The following is a 21,257-nucleotide window of genomic DNA, read 5'->3' on the forward strand; positions in this document are numbered from 1 at the left end:
CGGGCCTTGACCCCTGATGTTGAACACACGAGACACTGGATCCTGAGGATCTGAGAACGGACATCTCGTGGTCATGAAGAACTACCCGCCGGAGTGCAGGGCGGGACGGGTGAGGGCGAGTGCCGTGAGTGCGGGGCCCGCTGGATCGCGGGGGTGGAGCGGCGATTCGCGGCCGTGTATTGCTCGCCGAAGTGCAAGGTGAGGGCCTGGCGCCGGCGGAACGATCCGTTCGTAGACCGGTCACAGTAACCGCAGCGAGAACGCATCAGTTGTCCAAGTTTGGTCAACTGCCGGTAATTTGCGGTCCTTCGTTGTGATCTTCCTCTTTATGGTCTGACTCTCGGTGATGAGCGGGCCTTGTACCGTCACGGCAGGGAGATGGCCGTACCATGGCCCGCGCTGGGTGGTGACACACCATGCCCGAGGACAACGAGAAAATCGGAAGCGTCAGCCCGTCACGATACGAACAGATCGTGAGCGAGCTCCGCGAAGTCGTCGACCAGCACTCCCGCGGCCAGTTCACGATCGGTGACCGAGCCCTGGAGATCGAGCCTTCCCGGCCCCGAGATGGGGCCCGGCCCGAGGGCGGATGGACCGTCAGGGCGTCGCTGACCCGGCTCGCCGAGGACATCGGCCTCAAATACAGCACCGTCAACAACGCCCGCTGGGTTGCCGCCCGCTGGCCCAAGGAGCACCGCCAGAAGGGCGTCCCCTTCACTGTCTACCGGATCCTGGCGAGCATCGAGAACGAGTCCGAGCGATTCACGCTCGTGAAACTGCCCCCGGCCGGAAAGCCCCGGTGGACCGCGGACGACGCGAGCCGCGTGCTCGGCTGGCAGGTCGAGAACCCGGTCTCCAAGCAGGAGAAGATCAGCGCGATCCACGCCCTGGCCCAGGACGAGGAAGTCGCCGCGGTCGCCACCACCGACCTGCTGCGCCGGCCCGCGGTCTCGGCGCACGTCGCCGTCGAGGACCGGGTCAGGGTGGTCGAGGAGTTCACCCGCGACGAGAGTGTCGCCGCGACCGTGACGACCGGCCTGCTGCGGCGCCCGGACGTCGCCTTCAGGGCCATGAGCGACGACACGGCCCGCCACCAGGTCAACCACGCCCAGGTCGAACGCGGCCACCAGGCCCGCGAGAACTTCGAACGGACCAGCCCTATCGCGCCGACGGTCAAGCAGATTAACCGCACGGTCGAGTTCCTGGACCTGGTCACCGCCTGCCACTCCTTCGTCGCCGCGGCCGGCCGCGCGGTCCCGGGCCCTGCGGGACCGCCAGTTGTCCGAGGACGAACAGGCGATCGTCCACCAGAACATCGCCAAGGTGCGGGCCACCCTCGACTGGATCGAGAACGCCGTAGACACCGGCAAGGTCGACATGGACGACGAGCTCGCCGCACTTCTCCGAGGCCAGTAGCCATGCCCCGCGCCTCACGGCGCCGGGGCGACGCCGCTCTGCGGCACGCCGACACGGTCCGGTTCGTGCTCTTCGAAGCACGCCCGGCCGGACTCCTCTTCCACCAGCTCACCCGCGCCAGCGACCTCACCCCCAGCCAGGTGAGGTCCGGACTGGCCGCCCTCAGAGACGTCATCGCGGACCAGGGATGGCCCCCGCTGATCTGGACCAGGGCCGACGGCTACCAGCTCGGAGCCGAGCGAGCCGCTCTGGAGGCATACGAACGAAAGGTGATCAAGGAGAAGCTCACCGAGTTCCGCCGGTTCATCACCGGCACCGTCGCACCCCACGCCGCCGCCCACCCGGGCGACAAGTTGGTCCGCCACATCACCGCCCAGCTCAACTCCATCGAATCCACCCTGGACCTCGTCAACAGCTACTGACCCCCTCGCTGCCCGGGGCCCGGCCTTCGGCCGGGCCCCGGGCAGCACCGGTTCGAAGGCCCACGACCATGCGCCGTCGCCGCTACCCCTCCGACACCACCGACGCCGAATGGGCCCTGCTCGAATCCCTGCTGCCCGTTCCGGCCTGCGAGACGACCACCGGCGGCCGGCCCGAGAACCACGACCGGCGCGAGATCGTCGACGCGATCCGCTACGTCGTCGACACCGGCTGCAAGTGGCGGGCCCTGCCGGCGGACTACCCGCCCTGGCGGACCGTCTGGGGATTCATGGCCCGGTGGGCTGCCTGCGTCATCAACCAGATCCGCGACGCCCTCGCGCAACGGATCCGCCGCGATATGGGCAAAGGCCCCCGCGCGGTCGCCACCGTCATCGACTCCCAGTCTGTCAAAGCAGCCGAGACCTTCGGCAAGGACTCACGCGGCTACGACGCGGGCAAGAAAATCAACGGCCGCAAACGCCACATGGTCGTCGACACCCGAGGTCTCCCCCTGCTCGTCATGGTCACCCCCGCAGACCTCCACGACAGCCACGCGGCCAAGGAAGTCCTCTTCCGCCTCCGCCTCATGCACCCGGAGATCACCATCGTCTGGGCGGACTCCGCCTACGCGGGAAAGCTCGTGACCTGGGCAAAAAAGTACCTCAACCTGACGATCAAGACTGTCAGCAGACCCAAGGACGCCTCCGGCTTCGTCATCCTGCCCCGCCGCTGGGTAGTGGAACGAACCTGGTCCTGGATGATGCGGGCCCGCAGGCACGCACGTGACTACGAACGGCTCGTCCAGCACTCCGAAACCCTCATCACGTGGGCAGCCATCACCCTCATGACCCGCCGGATCACCAAGACCAGCAAGCCTCCCGAGCGGTTCTCACCCTTGCTCTGACCAGGCACATCAACAGCCGATCTTGGCCTTCTCTGCGCGTCCGGGCTCGCCTCTCGGTTCTCGTCAGTCAGAAGTACGCTGCCCTCATGACGCTCTACTTCGACGCAGCGGCAGTCCTGTTCCAGGCGCACCCGAGCTGTAACGGCCGCTGGGAGGACCGCCTGTGGCTCAACGTCCCCGGGCCGGTGTACGGGGGTGAGACGGACAACTGCGCGACCGGCCGGCTCGAAGCCCCGCGTCATATCCACTACGGCGGCCAGTACTTCAGCGAGTACGTCTACCGCCAGCCGCGCACGCCGGACGAAGTCAGGGACGTGCTCGGGGCCATCGAGGCAGACCCCATGGACGGCTATGCCTGGGACGGCGACCAGCGGTGGACACCAGAGCTGGTCCGGGAGTGGTGGCGGGACCGGGGGCGGGTCCTGGATTACCTGAGGGACCAGGCACACGAGTGGGAGCGGTACGACCGGTGGATCCCGAACCAACGAGCGGTGGAGGGCGCCAAGGACTTCGCGGCCTACATCGCCGGCGGCACCGACTCCGGGAGCCTGGAGACGGACCTGCGGGTCTACCTCTACTGGCTGCAGGAGCACCGCTCTCCGACCCCGGACGACCTGCTGCCCGAGCTGTAGACCGCCATGCCTCGACTTGCCTGAGACAGGACACCTACACAACGTCAGCACCGCGCCCCGCCACCACAGCATTTGTCATGGCATCCTCACAAACAGGCAGTTAGCCGGTCGCATCGGGGTGGTTGAGGAGCTGTGGCAGCGGAACGTCCACATCGGCGAGTTCACTTGCGTCGACTGCTCGGCCGGAGGTGACGAGGGCGCGGATCGGGTCGGTGACGTCCCAGACGTTGACGTTCATGCCCGCGAGGACCCTGCCGCCGGAGAGCCAGAACGCGATGAACTCTCGGGTGTCCCTGCGGCCTCGGAAGACGACTTGATCGTAGCCGCCGGGTTCGACGTAGCCGGTGTACTCCATGCCCAGGTCGTACTGGTCGGTGAAGAAGTACGGAACGCGGTCGTAGGCCACGTCCCGGCCGAGCATCGCCTTCGCCGCGACCTGCGGCTGGTTGACGGCGTTGGCCCAGTGCTCGACACGAATGTGCTTGCCCAGCAGTGGGTGGAAGGCGTTGGCGACGTCGCCTGCGGCGTAGATGTCCGGGAGTGAGGTGTGCAGGTGGGCGTCGACGCGGATGCCGTTGTCGACCTCCAGGCCGGCGGCATCGGCAAGCTGAGTGTTGGGGGTGATGCCGACCCCGACGATGACCGCGTCGGCGTCGATGCGGCTGCCGTCAGCCAGCAGCACACCGTTCGCCCGTCCCCCGGAACCGGTGATCTCGGCGACCTGGACGCCGAAGCGCAGATCGACCCCGTGATCGGTGTGCAGGTCGGCGAAGACCTGGGCCACCTCGCGGCCCAGCACGCGCAGCAGCGGCAGCTCCGCCGTCTCCAGCACCGTGACCTCCACCCCGGCCGCGCGGGCGGCGGCCGCGGTCTCCAGACCGATCCAGCCGGCGCCGGTCACCACGATGCGGGATGCAGACTCGAAAGATTCCTTGAGGCGGTCGCTGTCGGCGAGCCGGCGCAGGTAGTGGACGCCGTCGAGGTCGGCTCCGGGCACCGTCAGGCGACGCGGTGAGGAGCCGGTGGTCAGGAGCAGCTTCTCGTAGCCGATGCGGCTGCCGTCAGCGAGCGTCACCTCGTGTCCGGTCGGGTCGACCGCGGTGACCGTGGCGCCCAGCCACAGATCCACGTCGTGTTCGGCATACCACCGGGGAGGGTGGACGTAGACGGTGTCCCGCTCGTCCTTGCCCAGCAGATAGCCCTTCGACAGCGGCGGCCTTGCGTAGGGGCGCTCGTCTTCCTCTCCCAGCAGCACGACGGGGCCGTCGAAGCCCTCTTCGCGGAGGGTCTGTGCTGCCTTCGCACCGGCCAGGCTGGCTCCGACGATCACGAATGTGTTGTTCGCGGCCATGTTCTCTCCCCTGCTGCGTTGGCTCGGCCCGCGCGCGGATGGTGATCCGCTCCCTGCCCTCGTCGCGGCCAGGCCATCGTCGTCGATAGCCCTGCGCTGTCAGCGGTTGATTTGTTCCCCGGTGTGTCTGCCGATCGGCTGTCGCCGGGGACTGGGGCGCTGGGACCGTTCGTCGACGGCCGTGTCCGGCGGCGGTGCGTGTGGTGTGCAGTTCGGCGTCCAGTTGCTCGAACAGTTCGTTGCTGGAGGCGGTGAACTTGGCGATGCCCTCGTCCTCCAGCACACGGACCACGTCGTCGTAGGACACGCCGACGGTCTCCAGGTCGTCGAGTACCCGCTGGGATGCCGCGTAGGTGCCGTGGATGGTGTCGCCCTGGATGTGGCCGTGGTCGGCGACCGCGCGCAGGGTCTGCTCCGGCATGGTGTTGACCACCCCGGGCGCCACCAGTTCGTCGACGTAGCGGGTGTCGTCGTAGGCGGGGTCCTTCACCCCGGTGGAGGCCCACAGCGGGCGCTGGGGGCGCATCCCGGCCGCAGCGAGCGCCTGCCACTCCTGGGAGGCGGCAGCCTGCTCGAAGTGCCGGTAGGCCAGGCGTGCGTTGGCGATCGCGGCCCGCCCGCGCAGGGCCAGCGCCTCCGTCGTGCCGATCTTGTCCAGCCGGGTGTCGACCTCGGTGTCCACCCGGCTGACGAAGAAGGAGGCCACCGACACGATGGACGCCAGGTCACGCCCCGCCCCATGGGCCTGGCCCATGCCGTCCAGGAAGGCGCGGAGTACCTGGTCATAGCGGTCAAGGGAGAAGATCAGCGTCACGTTGATGCTGATTCCTTCCGCGAGCGCCGTGCTGATCGCCTCCAGGCTGGGCTGGGTGGCGGGGATCTTCACGAACAGGTTCGGCCGGTCCACCAGCCACCACAGGGCCCGTGCCTCGGCGATCGTCGCCGCCGTGTCGTGGGCGACGCGCGGGTCCACCTCGAGCGACACCCGTCCGTCCATCCCGCCGCTGGCCTCGTACACTGGTCGCAGGACGTCGCAGGCCCAGCGCACATCGAACGCCGTCAGCAGCCGGACGGCCTCCTCGACCCGGACCCCGCGCCGGGCCAGATCTCCGACCTGCTCGTCGTAGCGGGCACCCGAGCGGATCGCCTTGGCGAAGATCGTCGGATTACTGGTAATGCCCACCACCTGCTGCTCCCGCACCAAGTCGGCCAGTCCGTCCGCCGGCGAGCCGCTCCCGGCTCAGACCATCGAGCCAGACCGCCACGCCTTCGGCGGATAGCCGGTCCAGGTTCTCACTCATGATCTTCTCCTTCGCGTCGTCTCGCGGATGCCTCTACGTACCGCCCAGGTCCACTGCAGGCCGGGCACAGAACTCCTTCACACACACCCCAGTGGCGGGGCCGGGCACGCTCGCACCGCTGCCTGCGGCGCGAAATTGCACACAGCACCGTCCTGGGTAAGGCGCGAGGACCGCGTCGATCCCAGCTGCCTGAAGGCCGGTGAGGAAACCGTCAAGGAAGGCGTGGTTGATCGAGCACACCAGTTCGGGCGATCGGGCGGCCAGCGAGTGGAAGGGGCAGTTCAGCAGCCGCACTTCGGTCGGAGCCTGCCGGTCGGGCTCGAAGCCGTGCTCCTCCAACACGGCTTCCGAAAGCGTGAGAGAACGCTCGGGGCCCAGACGGCCGGGACGGCTGCTGGCGCGTGTCGCGGCTCCGAGCGTCTCACCGCGATCGCGGGCCGTGCGCAGCGCGGCGGACTGCGCGTCCTCCCCCAGCTGCTGGTCGAGGACCGCGTCGATGAGAATCTCGGCCACGAGGTCGGGGCGGCGCTCGGGGATGGAGATGCGGATGTCGGTGTCGGCCGGCTCGTACACCTTGGGCTTGCGGCCCACCCTGCGGATTCCGCCCGGGTGGTCGTAACGGGAAGTCAGCAGCCCCGCCCTAGTAGAGGTCGTTTTCACCTGAACTGCGGAGATATCAGGTGATTCTTGGAGTGCGGCGTCGTGGTAATGGTGAGGTAGTGGGTGTGGTTGGGGGCCAGGTGTCGTATGGGGTGACAGGTGGGGTGGGATGCGGCTCGTTCCTGTCTGGTCCCACGATGTCCGTCTTTCGGGGCTGCGCGCTTCCGTCATCGCGGCTGTGCGCCTGGGCGCACTCGGTCCAGAGCGGTACGCCGGAAGCATGGCGAAGCGACGTCCGTATCCGAGTGATCTGTCCGATGCCCGCTGGGAGTTGATCGAGCCGGTACTGTCCGCCTGGCGCTTCGAGCGCCGCGGCCGCGCCCTGGACTTCGGCCGGCCGCCCGAGCACGACCAGCGCGCCATCATGGACGCGATCTTGTACGTGGACCGCACCGGAGTCCAGTGGCGCTACCTCCCGCACGACTTCCCGCATTGGAACACCGTCTACGGATACTTCGCCAAATGGGCGGACGAGGGCGTGTTCGCCCAGCTCAACGGCCTGCTCCGGCAGCTCCTGCGGGTGAAGGAGGGCCGGGACGCCGAACCCTCGGCCTGCGTGATTGACGCCCAAAGCGTTAAGACCTCCACCAGCGTTCACGCCTCCAGCCAGGGCATCGAGCCGGCAAGAAGATCGTCGGCAGGAAGCGGAGCATCGTCACCGACACGATCGGCCTCCTGCTCGCGGTGCTGGTCACCGCGGCCAGCGTGCAGGACTCCATCGCCGGCACCCGGCTCCTGGATCAGGTCGCCGCCGACCACCCCGGCATCCGCAAGGTGTGGGTCGACGGCGGACACCGCCAGCCCTTCGTCGAACACGCAGCTGCCCTCGGCATCGACATGGAAATCACCGCCCGAGCCCCCGGGACCAGGAGATTCACCCCGATCCCGAAACGGTGGGCGGTGGAACGGACCTACGGCTGGCTCATGCTCCACCGGCGTCTCGCCCGCGACTACGAAACCCTGCCCACCCGCTCCGAAGCCGTGATCCACATCGCAATGCCCGACCTCATGACCCGCCGCCTCACCGGCGAGAACGCCATCTCCTGGCGCAACCCAAAAGGCCTGCCAACCATCCCATTCCGGGATGAAACAGCGGATGAAAACGACCTCTGAGGCACCATACGTCGACACCGTCCGCCCCCGCATGGTGCTACTCGATCGCGCGGGAGACCCGGGGGCACCTGACGTCGACCCCCTGGCCGCCCCAGCCCCCGCGAAGACTCCCACCCCAGCACCGACCAGACAGCTGCGACGCCGGCGGCATCTGCGCCTGCGGCATCGCCTCCCCTGGCAGTGGCCAGCACTCGGCGCCGTCGTCGCCTTGAGCCTCGGCCTCGGCCTCGGCCTCGGCATCACAGTGCTCGTCAAGCGCCGTCGCCGTTGACCCTTCCGGGCTCGCCCGCCCCGGCCAGCGATGAGCCCTGCGGTCCGGCCGGGCGCCCGCTCGAGAAAACCGGAGCGGGCGCCCGGACGGAGACGACGGCCCCGGCCTACGAGATGCGGACGCTGCGCCGGTCCGCGGCTGCCGTGTTGGTACGGCGGCGGGCCAAGTCCGCGCACCGGATTCCGCCGGCGGGGTGCCACTCCATCACCAGCTCGGCAGACGTGCCGTGCTCCTGGCAGCAGTTGACCGGGACGACGCCGCCGCAGTCGTGGCGCTTGCACGCGCAGGTCTCTCCCGGGCCCCGCGTACGACAGCCCGTGGCGAACCACTCCGCCCGCCGGCCCGTCGGAGGCGGCGCGCACACACCGCGCAGGTGTGGGCGTGCCCCTCCTGCTGGCGGCGTGTGTCGTCGATGTGTTGGTCGCAGCGGACAGCTGGTCGGGTTCAGGCCGTGGAAGAGCAAGCGGGCGGTGGCGTCCGGGCAGCCAGCCGCGCACCCCAGCAGCGCCTCCCGCTCGGCCTGGTCCACCGCCGACCCCACCGGTGCTTCGTGGCAACCCACTCATCGATGTACCGGCAGTGCACCGCCGGAGCCGGCAACCACGTCGCCGGATCCTGATCCGACTTCTGACGGTTCGAACGGGCAGTGACACCGACCAGGGTCACGTCCGAACCCAGGTCGTTGGCGTACCGGCGACGGCGCTCCGTCGTCCAGCCATAGCCACCAACTGGTGGGGAGCGTCATTCGCAACGTGCGGTATTCCTGCCTGGTCCCGGCGGTTGCGAGGTTCGAGCCGGCGATCTGTTGGTGCGGCCGGGGCCGGCAACGGTGTGCGTTCCCGGTGGCGGCAACGGGCATCAGGAGTGGGAAGCGGCCTCATCCCGCTTCAGGTAACCGCCCGGAGGACAGCCGTCGTCCGGGTCCTTCGTGGGGCACATGCTGGGGTCCTCTGCATCGCCGAAGAGGTAGACCCACACCCTGCACGTCGGATCCTCGGTGAAGGACAACAGAAGTTCATGACCCCGCATGGCGGTCTCGTCGGCGACGGTGCGGCTTTCGCCTTCAGGGCGGACGTAGAAGGCCCAGCGGCCGGTGGACAGTGTCTCGGGATTGGCGCAACCCATCGCCTCAACCTTGTCGAAACCCGTTCCGGCGAAGGTGTGCTCCTTGGAGCGTCCGGCAGAGCTGGTCCATGTCCCTACCAATTCCTCCTGCGGAATCTCCGCAGAGTGGATCGCTGCGGCATACCCACAGGACGCAGTGAGCACCACCCCAGTCACCGCGAGAACGATCGGACGCCATCCGCGCATGTTCACAGACCTCTCCCAGAGGTTGGATGTCCGGCCCTGCGGCCGCACACCCTTATTTGAAACATGCTCAAAACTTGCGGCTTCCCTCGGGCCCCCACAACCGACACCTCACCGAGGGGACCCATCGGTCAACCCTCGCCTTCGTCGTAGACCTCATCTCTGTGAAGTAGCCCCTGCCAGGGTGGGGGTACGTACGGTTGTACGGGCGCGGCCCCGGCCCCCGGGCCGCGACAGGGGCCGCACCCCGACACCTGCATCGGCACACGCCACTGCGACGGTGGCTCGGGGCAGGGCCTGGCCCCGATCGGGCGGCCGGCTCGTACACGACCGTGGTGGTGGGGCAGTCCTCGGCGAGCCCGAGCAGGGCCTGGCGCTCGGCCTCGTCGGCGGCCAGGTCCCAGCTCGGATGGAAATCTGTGGATTTCCCAGGGTCGCTCTTTACCCCACCCTCCAGGAGGCGAGCCAAGGCTGGTCACTTGCCAGAGCGTCCGGGAGGAGTGCCGGCGCTCAGAACCTGCCGAGGGCGACGAAGACGCAGGCGACCAGGAGGAGCATGTTCACGCCGAAGACCTGCTTGTACTCCCTAAGGCTCCAGTGCGCGACGGCGGCACCGATCATGACCGCGGCGAGGCCGACGGCAGCCAACGGGGTGAGGACTGGGGCTATGCCGGTCAGTTGGGGAGCGATGAGCCCGAGTGCCGCCACGATCTCCAGTGCCGCGACCACGCGGATCACCGACAGGGGGAAGGGCGCGACGCCGGTCTGGCCCGTGGCGATCATCTTCTCCTTCGTCTGCGTCGACTTCAGGAATCCCGATCCCATGAAGACGGCGGCCAGCAGGCCCTGCGCGATCCACAATGCGATGTTCATCGAGCCACTCCGATTTATATGTGTTGGTCGATCGGCTGTTCTGGCACCGTTCAGGAAGCTGGCTGCTGGAGGAGCCCTTCGGCGAGGTCCACGAAGGCAGTCACCAAGCGGTCCTCATCGAGGCCGCTGGGATGGGTGTCGAACACGTCCCGCAGCAGCCAGAAGTGCGAGACGGCCCCTACGAGCACCACGGCGAGCGCGTCCCAGTCCCGTTCGGCCGGGCCGGCCTGCATCCTCAGCCACTGCGCCACCGCGGCGTGGATGCGGTGCATCTCACCCTCGCGGACCTCTTCCAGCAGCGCCGGAAAGGCTGCCAGGTCACGCACCACGATCCGGTTGAGGTCGCGCTCCTCGTCCAGACGCCGCAGGCCGGCACGAGCCAGTGTCGCCAGACGCTCGCGCAGCGGCAGCGCGGCTACGGCTTGCATGTCACCGAGGAGTGCGAGCAGCCCGGCGTTCTCAGCGACCTTCGCGCGCACACCTTCGGCCAGCAGCTCCTCCTTCGAGCGGAAGTGCCGATAGAGGGCTCCGGACCCAGGCGAGAGCCCGGCGGCCCGTTCGATCTCGGCGATGGTCGTCTTGGCGTAGCCCTGCTCGCCGAAGAGCCGCATGGCCTCCGCCACCACACGTGTACGACTGTCCACACCCTCACCCTCCCTGCAAGTAAGTACTTACTTATGATCATAGCGAGGACTGCAGCGCATGCAAAGAGGGGGGCCGACGGCATTTTCGTAGCCGGAGATCATCGCGCAGCGGGCGCCATGCCGGGGTGACCGCCGTCGGCGATCGGCATGGTCTTGCCGGCGGCGGGCTTGGCGCCGGATTCCTACCATGCCTTGCAGTCGTTGTGCTTTCCTCGCCCTGGCCCGCGGGGGGGGTGACGTCACCTGCTACGGCGGCCAGTAGGCGTCAAAGGCGCCCGTTGACGCCACTCGCCCGGCTGGTTTTGTAAGTGGGTTGCGAGAACGTCTGTTGCTCGATGGCGAGAACGCACTCTTCCGGGGAAGTGGTGTTGCCGACTTCTGAGAACGCCTCAGTACTTGCCTCAGGACCGCGGTTGTGCTCAACATCGTCGAAGAGGAGTCGGCCTGGACCTGGCTCAGGGCGAGGCGGCAAGTGTGACGCGGCTGAGGTATTCGTCGTACTCGCAGCCAACGTCGGGATCGCCGACGGTCGGACACATCACTGGATCATCCGCCTCGCCGAAAAGGAAGACGGGAACCCTGCAGTCGGCACCGGAGAACGTGAGCTGCAGGTAGGCACCGCGATCCACCGGCTCGTCCACCACCGAGCCAAAGTGCCAGCTGCCGGAGGACAGGTCCGACCGGTCGCCGCAGCGCTCTGCCGCTGACAACCGGGCAACCCCGTCACTGGTGAAACTTCCGTTCGCGTGGAAGGTCAAGACCGTCCCCTCCCCGCTGCGCCACTGCCCTGCCAGCTGGTCGGCCGAAAGCGCCACGGCGTGGTACGCCGCAGCATTGCAGGCAACCGTCACCGCGCCGACAGCCACCAGCAGCCCGGCACGCCGCCATCCCATGCATCCCACAGCAACTCCACCCCGCAGCCAGGCCCGCATCCACGGGCTCAACACACATTTGAACACGCTCAAATGCGTGGCCTGCGCCCGGGTCCCCGCCATACCGACCACCATCCGCCCCACATGACCTCCCCCCCATTACCTTCTTGGTGGCCCCGCAATGGGGCGCCCGACCTCCGGAGTTGGTATGACCTTTTCCCCCTGTCGAACACATGGCCTGGGGGGTGGTGTCACCAGCTCCGGAGGCATCGACAGACCGCTGATTAGCGCCTCTGTGTGTCAAGCGGCGGCTGTGAGTCGGTTTCGCTGGTCTCGTTTCATGATCCGGTAGACCACGTTGGAGAGGCGTCGTTTGAGGGCCGGCGCGCTTCGGCGGGTGTTTTGCCTTCGGTGATCTTGCGGCGGTAGTACTCCTGCCCGCGGCCGCCCGAAGCCGGGTAGCCGGTCCGATCGAGCCCGCCGTTACGCAGGCCGCCCGTGAGCCGGCGAACAAGGAGGGCACGGGTGAGGTGTGAAGGCATCCGCCCGCCCACCCGTCACCGCCACTCGTTCAGCCCAACGAGCCGCCCTGTGACGGGTCACCGCCCCGCCTTCCCCGAGATCACCCCAGATCAGGGCGAGTCTGACGGGCTTAGCGTTGCTTTTTCGGCGGGAACTACTGGTACCCCTTAATCGGTCACACGACGAGGGAGAGATCGAAGCGGGCAAGGTGGCCGACGCGGGTGCGGTCGAGCGGGTGGCCGTTCCACCAGGCATCGAGGCGAATGAGGTTGGAGCGCAACGGCGGAGAAGACGTGCTCCAGGTGGGTCTTCTGGAGACCAAGGTAGCGGGCACGTCTCATCCCGGTGACCGCGACGGCCTGGTGGATGGTGACCTCGATGCCAGCGCGGGTTCCGTACTTAGCTCACCACCGCTCGTCGCCCTGTTGGAGGCGGGCATGGTCGAGGACTTCTTGCACCTCGCGGGGTTGCAGGGAGAGGGTTCGGCCACCGGTCTTCGAGCGGGTGCACTGGTCGCGCACCGGGCAGGGGCGACATGTCGCCTTGTCGAACTTGATGACGATGGCCCTGGTGCCGCGCAGGGTGGCGGGGCTCCACCAGGTGCTGGTGTCCCCGCGTGGGCAGGTGGCCTGCCGCTTGTCCCAGTCGATGGTGAACGCGGTGCGGCCGAACCAGGCGCCGGCACGTTCCTGGGGTGAGCTGTTCATCAGGACCGGGGTGACCAGGGTGACCCCGAAGTTCTTCTTCATGCCGACGATCAACTCGGCGGAAACGTAACCGGAGTCGAGGAAGTGCTCGGCGGGCAGGAGATCGCGGGCGGCGAGCATGTGATGGACCGGTTCGGTAATTTCCGCGTCGGTCACCGTGGCGTCGGTGGTCGCGATGCCGGTGATCAAGCGCGGCGGCGGTCCGCCGGCTCCGAGGACCATCGCCTGGCCGGTAGCCGCGTCCGGCGCGTCGGGGTCGTCGCAGGACTCACTGATATGGACCTTGTAGCCGGTCCACCAGGAGCCCTGCTTGAGACCGTAGCGCGCGTCAGTGTCGTACGGAGAAGCCAGCCGCAGCCTGCCGGGGGGAGGTCCTTGCTCTCCCTCCGCTTCACCTCCGCCCCGGCCTCGGTCACAGTGCGGTGGTAGTTGCACCGGACCCTCGGTGACCACCTCCTATCGGTCAACCTCCCTTCGGCAGAGGGATTTTGAGTACCGCAACCAAAACAGGATCCACTCCGTCCACATGCAGGTCCGGCAGTAGAGGCTGAGAGGCTTGGACTGTCGGTCATCCGACCCCGCGAGCACCAGGTGGACGCGAATGCTCGTATTCGACGGTGGGTCGGATTTCCCTCACGGAACCCCGTCCCGTCGTCGGGGGCGCGTGCCACGGTGGTATCGGCTACGGGCTCGGGGAAGACGATCACGGCTGCTGCGGCCGCGCTGGACTGCTTCGCGGCTGGGCGGATCCTGGTCATGGTCCCAACGCCGGACCTGCTCGTGCAGACCGGGCTTGTCAGTGGCAGCAGTTATGCTCCCAACCGCATGCGCACAAGGGGTGTCGTGTCTGGCAATGACTTTGAGTGCCGGATATGGGGCAAGTCGAAGGGCCTGCCAGACGGGTCGCACTACCCAGTGCTGCGCCACCTGGTGGACACCGCAGTGATGGCCGACCTGCTGTCGGACACGTACCTGACTCGGGCGCAGCGCAGGCTGATCGCGCGTGCGCTGGGAGTGGAGGCGGATGTGGCGCGCAGTGTGGTGGCGTTCTGGGCGGGGCTGCATGACGTTGGCAAGGCGGCGCCTCCACACCCCGCCCGATCCCGTGGGCACCGGCCGTGGACGCGACCTCCGTATCGCGATGGTCACCACCCGGGGCACCCGCCACCGGCAGGACACGATCCTCGACGAGCTCTGCCCGCTTGTCCGGGACGGCGGCTGCGCGGCGGTCATCTGCACCACCGTCCCCCACGCCCAAGCCACCTACCGGCACCTGGCCGCCCAGTACGGCAGCACCGTCGACATGCACCTCCTGCACGCCCGCCTGCCCGCTGCGGAGACCGCGTTCGGCCGCGTCAACAAGCCCACCACGGTCCGGCCAGTTTCGTTCCCACCCATGTCGCCGCGTACTGCCAGTGGTAGCCGGCGGCCAGCGGGGGCCACTGCGCCGGGTCCTTGTCCGCCTTGCTGCGGTTGGACTTCGCCGACACCGCGATCAGCGTGTCCGGGCTGGCCTGGTCGTTCGCGTACGCTTCATGCCGCGCTGCATCCCACGCAAAAGCACCTGAATCGTGCACCTCGGCCAGTGGGACAGCGGTGCCCGCGCACCGGCCATCGACCGGATCCCGGTCGGGCACAGAGTCCACGGGGCAGTCAGGCCGTGCCCGGGCGGCCAGTCGCAGGGGGCCGATCCGGTGCTCGTGCCTCAGCCGCAGCACGTGTTCCTCGACCTCGGCCGTGGTCCGTCGCGGCTGGTGGTGGGGGCGGCTGGAGCGGTCACTCATTCCGGCAACGCCCAGCGTGCGGTAGCGGGTGGCCCAGCGGGCCGCGGTGGTGTGGCTGACCTGGAAACGTTGTGCGGCCCGGCGCACGGGCCAGCCGTCGTCCACGACACAGCGGGCAAGACGCAGTCGTCCGGTCTCGGTCAGCGGGGCATTACGGTGGGGCACGAGGGCCTCCTCGGATCGGTGCAGATGTCGCAATCAACACCGAGCCAGAAGGCCCTCACCCATTTCAAGCACCCGTCACGCGTGTCACCAACGTCCCGGGACGACACACCTAAGCCCGCGTGCGGCACGGTGGGGGGCATGCGTCGCTGGTCCCTGCCCCTGCTCCTCGCCGCGCTGCTCGCGGCCCTGGATGCGTCACCGTCCGCCCCGCCCCTACCCAGCCCGCCGCAGCCTCGCCCGCCGAGGTGCTGGCGGACCTCAAGCAGCCCACCGGACCGCACCGTCCAGGGCCCAACACCGGGCTGGTACTGCCCCTTTCCCGCCTGCCCGAGTCCACGTCCACCGCCCCGGCCGACACCGTTCCCGAGGCGGACCGTGCAACCAGCGCCGACCGACCCCCGCCCCCGCGGCCTGCTGTGGCCGGAAAGGTTTGCTGGGTCGCGGTGTTCGGTGCGGTGCATCGCAAGCGGAGGGGTGCGGCTTGAACTGGACGTAGTTGGGCGGTCCGACAACGCGGCGAGGTGGCGTGCCGGGCGCCGTGACACCGTGAACCTTTCCGGTCACAGCACTAGACCGACCGTACAGCGTTCGGACGAGCGTCAGAAGTACAGGACTTCCGCGCCCGCGGCGCAGGTGCCCACGTAGATGTTGCCGTCGCCTCCGCGGTACAACAGGCATTCTTTGAGCTCGATACGACGCACGTTCCCCGCGAAGGTGTACTCGCCGATGCCCACGAGCGCCTGGTTGCCGCGGGTGTTCCAGACCTGTTCGTCGCGGGTGCCGCCGTCCGAGTACACCGCGTGGATCTTGAGCGCCGCGCCCTTGCCGTCGCCCGCCGTGTCCTTGAGCTCGCCGCTCAGGTGGACCCGGCCGTCGGCCGCCTTCCCGTAGTATCCGTGCGCCCAGGTGCCGCCGATGTCACCGCCGGTGCCGGTGACATCGAAACCGGAGCCGGCAGAGGCCGGCCCCGCGAGCAGCAGCAGCGCGGCCGGGACCGCGGCAAGGATCAGGGCGGCCTTCGTCGTGAGCTTCATCGTTCCTCCGTCGTCTGGTTCACGTCGCACGGGACGGCGGAAAATGTAGTCCGGGCGGCGGAGCCCTCTCGACCCACCCCGGGTTGATCTTCGGGCCCACCACGGGGGTAGCCGGCCTACCCCCTGCGGTGTACCCGGCCCGGCCCAGCGTCGTATGTCGGTTGAACTTTCGCAGGGGCCGCCCGCCCTCGGCACGCGGTGCATAGGGCTACGGGAGCTGAACCGTGTCCGTCCTGCCGCACGGCCTGCCTCGGCTGCGGACGCTGGTCACCTACCTGCGCGGTGAACTCGGCCGGGCTGAACAGGCCCTTGCCACGGCCGAGGAGCACGAGGCCCTCACCGCGTCCCGGCGGCCGCCGAAGGAGCCGCCCGCGTGGCTGGTCGAGCGCGGCACCGGAGGCGGCCGGCTTCCGGCCCGCGTGCACACCGGGGACTGCTGGGACAACGGCAACCGCTGCGCCCCCGCCACCCCGGAGCAGATACGGCAGCTGCTGGCCGAAGGCGCGCCCGCATGTCCCCATTGCCGACCCGACACCGCCCTCGGAGTGCTGGAGTGACCGGGCACCGGCAGGGTGAAGGTGAGCCCTGCCCCGCGTGTAGTCGTCTATCCGCCGGACGCCCAGGGCGGGCGCCGCGTCCGATGCGAAATCCTCGGCCCCGCCGACCTGCTGGGGTTCCTGCGGCGGCCCGGCCTGGACCCCGACGTCGTCCGCCTGGACGATCCGTTGCTCATCGAGTCGCGCGGAGGGGGCCCGGCCGTCTGGAGTCCCGACCCCGGCGAGCAGTGAGCGCAGCAGTGCGGGCCGGTCAGCGGATCCGGCCGCAGGGACCGGCTACCGGTGGATCATCGCGCACGGCTCACCCTGCACGACGTCGAATTCCACGCACGGCTTTCTCTGGGTGTCCACGATGGGACGGGGCGGCTTCCACGGCCCGGATGGCTGGGCATCGCTCAAGTCGGAGCCCGCTACGCCCTCCACGTCGCGAGCGCGGGAGACGGTCCGAAGTCGGCCGGGTGCGCCCGACGGCCTGGCTACGGGGCGGGGGTGAACCAGCACCTCGATCCCCCGAACCACGGCCGAGATCTGCTGGGCCCTTCGTCCTCGGGGTCGCCGCTTGATCTGGCAGCGGATCCGGGGCCGCGTGCTCCAGAATATGCTCCCGTTATCCGCGCACTCCTCTGCGTTCATTTGTACGCCGACACGTTTCGATGGGCAGCTTGCTGCGTCCCACTCGTTCGTCAAAGAGAGCACCTTCCCGGACAGTTTGATCTGACTAACACCTCCTGCAGGGTGGAGGTAAATAAGTCGGTCAATCACCAAAAAGGTGTGGCCCGATCGGAGATCGGGTCACACCAGTGCCTTGCTAACTCAGACCTTCTACAGCGTGACGGCCACATGGGCGATAGTTGAGGTAGGCCAGAACTCGCCCGCACCTGCCCCCGTCGATGCGGTCCCCGCGTTCGATGCGCGATAGGTCCAGCCCTTGGTCGCCTTCACAGTCACGGTTGGCGTTCGGCAGGTCTTCGCGAGGTGGCATGCCTTGCCGCTGCTCTGGAACGTCACCCCGTTATTTCCAGAGAGCGCGATGGTAGGGCGGGCGATGATTGCGGCCCTGTTGGGGCAGTTCATCTGGCCGTATGCGTACATTTTGTCGCCAGCGTTCCACATGAACACATAGTTCGTGCACTGCGAATACGTCGCCCCAGAATCCTTGAACACGGTATCCGCCGAAGCGGTTCCGCCTGCCATGAGAGTGACTGCGGCGGCCGCTGCGGCGAGCCCTAGTCCACGCTTGAAGACCTTCACGAGATCCCCCATCTGTGAGTCCTTTAAACCTGAGATTGCCATTCGTTTCGGGCTGGACACGATTGAAAACTATCCGACCGCAAACGCACTGTGCAATGCCTTTGAGGATAAGTTGAGCTTGCTGAACGCATGGGGAAAACGGAAGCGGCTGCTTCGATTTTCTAACCCGGCGGGCCGCAGGCGGAGCTGAGAGGGGAGCGGGAAGAATTTGATCGCAGGTATAGCCAGTGCAACCCGTGGCGCCATTAGTTGAGAATCAGCCAGCAGTTGGTTGAACGTGGGGTATCGGCCGAGCCGCCACGAGATCGGCACCAAACCACCGAGAGCGCCCGCAGACGTTACGTGGACCGGACCGTGGGTTCCAGTGGCGCTACCTCCCGCATGACTTCCCCGCACTGGAACAGTGCCTACGGCTACTTCGCGAATGGCAGCAGGAAGGCACCTTCGCCGCCCAGCTCAACGGCCTGCTCAGGCACTCCTACGGGAGAAGGAGGGGCGGGATGCGGAGCCGTCGGCCTGTGTGATCGAGCCCAGAGCGTCAAGACCTCCACCAGCGTTCATGCCTCGAGTCAGGGCATCGACGCGGGCAAGAAGATTGTGGGCAGGAAGCGGAGCATCGTCACCGACACGATCGGGCTCGTGATGGCGGTGCTGGTCACCGCGGCGAGCGTGCAGGACTCGGTGGCCGGCACCCGGCTCCTCGACCAGGTCGCAACCGAACACGGACGGCGGCGCGGCAGCCGGGGCTGTCCCCCTGCTGCTGCACCGCGCCCGTCGCTTTCGTGGGTAGCAGGCCGACAAGCCGCCCGGCGGGGCGGCTTGTCGGGGGTCGCTGGAGTGCTGGTCAGATGAGGTGGCTCATGCCGCCCCAGCCCTGGCCGATCTTGACGCCGGCCTTGAGGCTGTTGCTCATGCTGGCGTAGTGGTACAGGTCGCCGCTGGAGGCGATGGTGGCGACCACATCGGCGCGGCCGTCGCTGTCGATGTCTGCCAGGGTGAGCTTGTCGATGCCGGACCAGTTCTGGCCGATCTGGATGGCGGGGCCGACACCGGTGCTGGTGCCGACGTAAAGGTTCAGAGCGGCGGTGGAGTTGACCTGCGCCACCAGGTCGGCGCGGCCGTCGCCGTTGAAGTCACCGGCGGCGAGCTTGGACATGCCGGACCAGCCCTGCCCGATCTGCTTGGTGTAGGTCACGTCCGTGCCCGTGCCCGAGTAGAGGCGCAAGGTGGCGTCGTCCTTGCGGACCGCCAGGATGTCTGCCTTGCCGTCGCCCGTGAAGTCACCCGCCGCGAAGTCGGACATGGCGTTCCAGCCGGTGCCGATCTTGGTGGGGGACTTGAAGCTGCCGCCGCCGTTGCCCAGGTAGAGGTACAGGTCGCCGGTCGAGGCGTCGCGGGCGACCAGGTCGCTGTCGCCATCGTTGTTGAAGTCGGCGGCCTTGACCTTGTCCATGCCGCCCCAGCCGGCGCCGACCTCGTGCGAGGCGAACTGGCCGTCGCCGTTGCCGGCGTACATGCGCAGCTTGTTGTCGCTCTGGGTGATGCCGAGCAGGTCGTCGTTGCCGTCGCTGGTGAAGTCGTGGTCGCGCTGGACGGCCGGCTGCGTGGGGTACGGGTTCCGGTCGTCGGAGCCGAGGCCGGCGGCCGGGCCGCAGGTGGGCCAGGCGCCCTCGCCCTGGCCGGCGAGGACCTTCTCGCCGATGAGTATCTGTTCGGTCTTGGAGGCCTGGTGGGGGTACGAGGCGTACGTGCCGCCGCCGTAGGCGTCCCAGGTGGACTTCGAGAACTGCAGTCCGCCGTAGTAGCCGTTGCCGGTGTTGATGGCCCAGTTGCCGCTGCTCTCGCACTGGGCGACCTTGTCCCAGGTGGCGACGGACGCAGCGGAGGCGGGGGCTGCGGCGGCCAGGGGGATCAGGGCGCTGAGGGCGGAGGCGGCCAGGAGCGTCAGGGCGGAGCGGCGCAGGGCGTGCTGGGGCATGGGGCGGACCTTCATCTCGTACGGCGCGGTAGCGGGGAGGGAGGAGCAGGGTGGGGAGGCGGGGGCTGGGGGCCCGTTCCGGAAGGACGGGCCCCCAGCCCCGGCCGGATGCCGGCTAGATGAGGTGGCTCATGCCGCCCCAGCCCTGGCCGACCTTCACGCCCGCCTTGAGGCTGTTGCTCTGGCTCTTGTAGAGGTAGAGGTCCCCGGTGCTCGCGACGGTGCCGACCACGTCGGCGCGGCCGTCGCTGTCGATGTCGGCGAGGGTGATCTTGCCGATGCCGGCCCAGTTCTGTCCGATCTGGATGGCGGGGGCGACGCCGGTGCTGGTGCCGACGTAGAGGTTCAGGTCGGCGGTGGAGTTGACCTGCGCCACCAGGTCGGCGCGGCCGTCGCCGTTGAAGTCACCTGCGGCGAGCTTGGACATGCCGGCCCAGCCCTGCCCGATCTGCTTGGTGTACGTCACGTCTGTGCCCGTGCCGGTGTAGAGCTGGAGGGTCGCGTCGTCCTTGCGGACGGCGACGATGTCGGCCTTGCCGTCGCCGGTGAAGTCGCCCGCGACGAAGTCGGACATGCTGTTCCAGCCGTTGCCGATCTTCGTGGGGGTCTTGAAGCCGCCGTTGCCGTTGCCGAGGTAGAGGTAGAGGTCGCCGGTCGAGGCGTTGCGGGCGATCAGATCGCTGTCGCCGTCGTTGTTGAAGTCGGCCGCCCTGATCTTGTCCATGCCGCCCCAGCCGGCGCCGACCTCGTGCGAGGCGAAGTCGCCGTCGCCGTTGCCGGCGTACATGCGCAGCTTGTCGTCGCTCGCGCTGACGCCCAGCAGGTCGTCGTTGAGGTCACCGGTGAAGTCACGGTCGCCCTTGCTGTACGAGGCCGGGGTGGCGCCGAGCGGCGTGACGTAGGCACTGATGCGCTGGCCGATGGAGCTGGGTGTGTCGCCCACCTGCTTCTGCGAGGCGCTCACCGCGACGTCGGCGACCCGGTCGCTCCAGTTGCCGTGGGTGGTCATGATCGAGCCGTCCGAGTTGACGGCGGTGACCATGCCGACGTGCTGGGCCCAGCCGTTCGAGTACTCGAAGACCACGGCGTCTCCGACCTGGGGCTGGTACGAGGAGGAGGTGTGCAGGGTGCCGTTCGACTGGCCGTAGGAGTAGAACGAGGAGGCCCGTGCGTCCGTCCCGTTGACGTTGAAGCCCGAGTTCTTCCAGACCCACTTCACGAAGTCCGCGCACCAGGGCTCCGCCTCGTTTCCGGTGGAGGTGTTGCAGCTCGTCAGGAAGCCTCTGCCGCCCAGGCTGTTGGTCGAGCAGGCGTTGTCGCCGACCTGGGCGCGGGCCAGGGAGGCGGCTTGCGTGGTGGTGTCGGCGAAGGCGGGGCCGGCGGCCAGGTGCAGGGTGCAGCCCATGGCGGCGAGGGTGACACCGGCGGCGGAGAGGGTGTGGCGGGTACGGAAGGACAGGGACATGACAGATCCTCGGGTCGGGTGCTGCTGGG

14 protein-coding genes and 11 pseudogenes are annotated in these 21,257 nt (G+C 68.2%); 10 read left to right on the top strand and 15 right to left on the bottom strand.

Translation table 11 applies throughout. The features are described 5' to 3' along the window. Positions 1 to 416: 416 nt before the first annotated feature. The 4 genes and pseudogenes from AB0D48_RS29360 to AB0D48_RS29375 all read left to right on the top strand — a co-directional run bounded on the left by AB0D48_RS29360 (position 417) and on the right by AB0D48_RS29375 (position 3,372). Positions 417 to 1,416, top strand: a pseudogene (locus tag AB0D48_RS29360) (DUF6192 family protein). Between the two features lie 2 nt (positions 1,417 to 1,418). Continuing rightward, positions 1,419 to 1,838 carry a RacP protein gene (locus tag AB0D48_RS29365; protein WP_362403466.1) on the top strand — a complete coding sequence of 140 codons (420 nt, stop codon included), beginning with the start codon at positions 1,419 to 1,421 and terminating at the stop codon, positions 1,836 to 1,838. Positions 1,839 to 1,906: 68 nt separating this feature from the next. Continuing rightward, positions 1,907 to 2,882: pseudogene (locus tag AB0D48_RS29370) on the top strand (IS5 family transposase). After that, positions 2,827 to 3,372 carry a ferredoxin gene (locus AB0D48_RS29375; RefSeq protein WP_362403469.1) on the top strand — a complete coding sequence of 182 codons (546 nt, stop codon included), beginning with the start codon at positions 2,827 to 2,829 and terminating at the stop codon, positions 3,370 to 3,372. Before AB0D48_RS29370 ends, AB0D48_RS29375 begins: the two are co-directional and overlap by 56 nt. 100 nt (positions 3,373 to 3,472) lie before the next feature. Here AB0D48_RS29375 and AB0D48_RS29380 read toward each other — a convergent pair whose 3' ends face one another. From AB0D48_RS29380 to AB0D48_RS29390, 3 genes and pseudogenes are all read right to left on the bottom strand, one after another. Then, on the bottom strand, positions 3,473 to 4,723 hold the full coding sequence (locus tag AB0D48_RS29380; RefSeq protein ID WP_362403471.1) for an FAD-dependent oxidoreductase: 1,251 nt from the start codon (positions 4,721 to 4,723) through the stop codon (positions 3,473 to 3,475). 208 nt (positions 4,724 to 4,931) lie between these two features. Then, positions 4,932 to 6,024, bottom strand: a pseudogene (gene tal, locus AB0D48_RS29385) (transaldolase); the annotation flags it as partial. Between the two features lie 33 nt (positions 6,025 to 6,057). Then, the gene (locus AB0D48_RS29390) at positions 6,058 to 6,615 is read right to left on the bottom strand and encodes a transcriptional regulator (RefSeq protein ID WP_362403473.1); all 558 of its coding nucleotides are present in this window, start codon (positions 6,613 to 6,615) and stop codon (positions 6,058 to 6,060) included. A 289-nt stretch (positions 6,616 to 6,904) separates the two neighbouring features. Between AB0D48_RS29390 and AB0D48_RS29395 the strand changes: the two are divergent. Beyond that, positions 6,905 to 7,797: pseudogene (locus tag AB0D48_RS29395) on the top strand (IS5 family transposase). An 808-nt stretch (positions 7,798 to 8,605) separates the two neighbouring features. On the opposite strand, the pseudogene AB0D48_RS29400 reads toward AB0D48_RS29395, so the two are convergent. From AB0D48_RS29400 to AB0D48_RS29430, 7 genes and pseudogenes are all read right to left on the bottom strand, one after another. Continuing rightward, a pseudogene (locus AB0D48_RS29400) lies at positions 8,606 to 8,782 on the bottom strand (HNH endonuclease); the annotation flags it as partial. A gap of 144 nt (positions 8,783 to 8,926) precedes the next feature. Continuing rightward, positions 8,927 to 9,385 (bottom strand): hypothetical protein, encoded by a 459-nt coding sequence (locus AB0D48_RS29405; RefSeq protein ID WP_362403476.1) that lies wholly within the window; start codon positions 9,383 to 9,385, stop codon positions 8,927 to 8,929. 501 nt (positions 9,386 to 9,886) lie between these two features. After that, entirely contained in the window at positions 9,887 to 10,249 is a 363-nt protein-coding gene (locus AB0D48_RS29410; protein WP_362403479.1) for a DoxX family protein, read from the bottom strand. A 50-nt stretch (positions 10,250 to 10,299) separates the two neighbouring features. Next, the gene (locus AB0D48_RS29415; RefSeq protein ID WP_362403482.1) at positions 10,300 to 10,893 is read right to left on the bottom strand and encodes a helix-turn-helix domain-containing protein; all 594 of its coding nucleotides are present in this window, start codon (positions 10,891 to 10,893) and stop codon (positions 10,300 to 10,302) included. 119 nt (positions 10,894 to 11,012) lie between these two features. Further along, positions 11,013 to 11,096, bottom strand: a pseudogene (locus AB0D48_RS29420) (IS5/IS1182 family transposase); the annotation flags it as partial. Between the two features lie 252 nt (positions 11,097 to 11,348). Continuing rightward, positions 11,349 to 11,786, bottom strand: coding sequence for a hypothetical protein (locus tag AB0D48_RS29425; RefSeq protein WP_362403485.1), 438 nt, complete (start codon positions 11,784 to 11,786; stop codon positions 11,349 to 11,351). Positions 11,787 to 12,622: 836 nt separating this feature from the next. Further along, a pseudogene (locus AB0D48_RS29430) lies at positions 12,623 to 13,216 on the bottom strand (transposase); the annotation flags it as partial. Between the two features lie 339 nt (positions 13,217 to 13,555). On the opposite strand from AB0D48_RS29430, the pseudogene AB0D48_RS29435 reads away from it, so the two are divergent. Together AB0D48_RS29435 and AB0D48_RS29440 are read left to right on the top strand one after the other, a co-directional pair. Beyond that, positions 13,556 to 13,783 (top strand): annotated as a pseudogene (locus AB0D48_RS29435) (DEAD/DEAH box helicase family protein); the annotation flags it as partial. 96 nt (positions 13,784 to 13,879) lie between these two features. Beyond that, positions 13,880 to 14,416 (top strand): annotated as a pseudogene (locus AB0D48_RS29440) (HD domain-containing protein); the annotation flags it as partial. Between the two features lie 248 nt (positions 14,417 to 14,664). Here AB0D48_RS29440 and AB0D48_RS29445 read toward each other — a convergent pair. Next, positions 14,665 to 14,943, bottom strand: a pseudogene (locus AB0D48_RS29445) (leucine zipper domain-containing protein); the annotation flags it as partial. 599 nt (positions 14,944 to 15,542) lie between these two features. Beyond that, entirely contained in the window at positions 15,543 to 15,977 is a 435-nt protein-coding gene (locus tag AB0D48_RS29450) for a hypothetical protein (RefSeq protein ID WP_362403488.1), read from the bottom strand. 224 nt (positions 15,978 to 16,201) lie between these two features. On the opposite strand from AB0D48_RS29450, the gene AB0D48_RS29455 reads away from it, so the two are divergent. Both AB0D48_RS29455 and AB0D48_RS29460 read left to right on the top strand, forming a co-directional pair. Then, complete coding sequence (locus AB0D48_RS29455; protein ID WP_362403491.1) at positions 16,202 to 16,534, top strand: DUF6233 domain-containing protein; 333 nt, start codon at positions 16,202 to 16,204, stop codon at positions 16,532 to 16,534. A 21-nt stretch (positions 16,535 to 16,555) separates the two neighbouring features. After that, positions 16,556 to 16,765, top strand: a complete 210-nt coding sequence (locus AB0D48_RS29460; protein ID WP_362403494.1) for a hypothetical protein — start codon at positions 16,556 to 16,558, stop codon at positions 16,763 to 16,765. A 591-nt stretch (positions 16,766 to 17,356) separates the two neighbouring features. On the opposite strand, the gene AB0D48_RS29465 is transcribed toward AB0D48_RS29460, so the two are convergent. Further along, positions 17,357 to 17,797 carry a hypothetical protein gene (locus AB0D48_RS29465; protein WP_362403496.1) on the bottom strand — a complete coding sequence of 147 codons (441 nt, stop codon included), beginning with the start codon at positions 17,795 to 17,797 and terminating at the stop codon, positions 17,357 to 17,359. Between the two features lie 469 nt (positions 17,798 to 18,266). Here AB0D48_RS29465 and AB0D48_RS29470 point away from each other — a divergent pair. After that, positions 18,267 to 18,493 (top strand): annotated as a pseudogene (locus AB0D48_RS29470) (transposase); the annotation flags it as partial. Positions 18,494 to 18,629: 136 nt separating this feature from the next. On the opposite strand, the gene AB0D48_RS29475 reads toward AB0D48_RS29470, so the two are convergent. Together AB0D48_RS29475 and AB0D48_RS29480 are read right to left on the bottom strand one after the other, a co-directional pair. Then, positions 18,630 to 19,763: an FG-GAP-like repeat-containing protein gene (locus AB0D48_RS29475; protein WP_362403499.1), complete on the bottom strand. Its 1,134-nt coding sequence runs from the start codon at positions 19,761 to 19,763 to the stop codon at positions 18,630 to 18,632. A 115-nt stretch (positions 19,764 to 19,878) separates the two neighbouring features. Then, positions 19,879 to 21,228: an FG-GAP-like repeat-containing protein gene (locus AB0D48_RS29480; protein WP_362403502.1), complete on the bottom strand. Its 1,350-nt coding sequence runs from the start codon at positions 21,226 to 21,228 to the stop codon at positions 19,879 to 19,881. Positions 21,229 to 21,257: the final 29 nt, after the last annotated feature.

This window comes from Streptomyces sp. NPDC048269 (assembly GCF_040652395.1).
Taxonomy (GTDB): Bacteria; Actinomycetota; Actinomycetes; order Streptomycetales; family Streptomycetaceae; genus Streptomyces.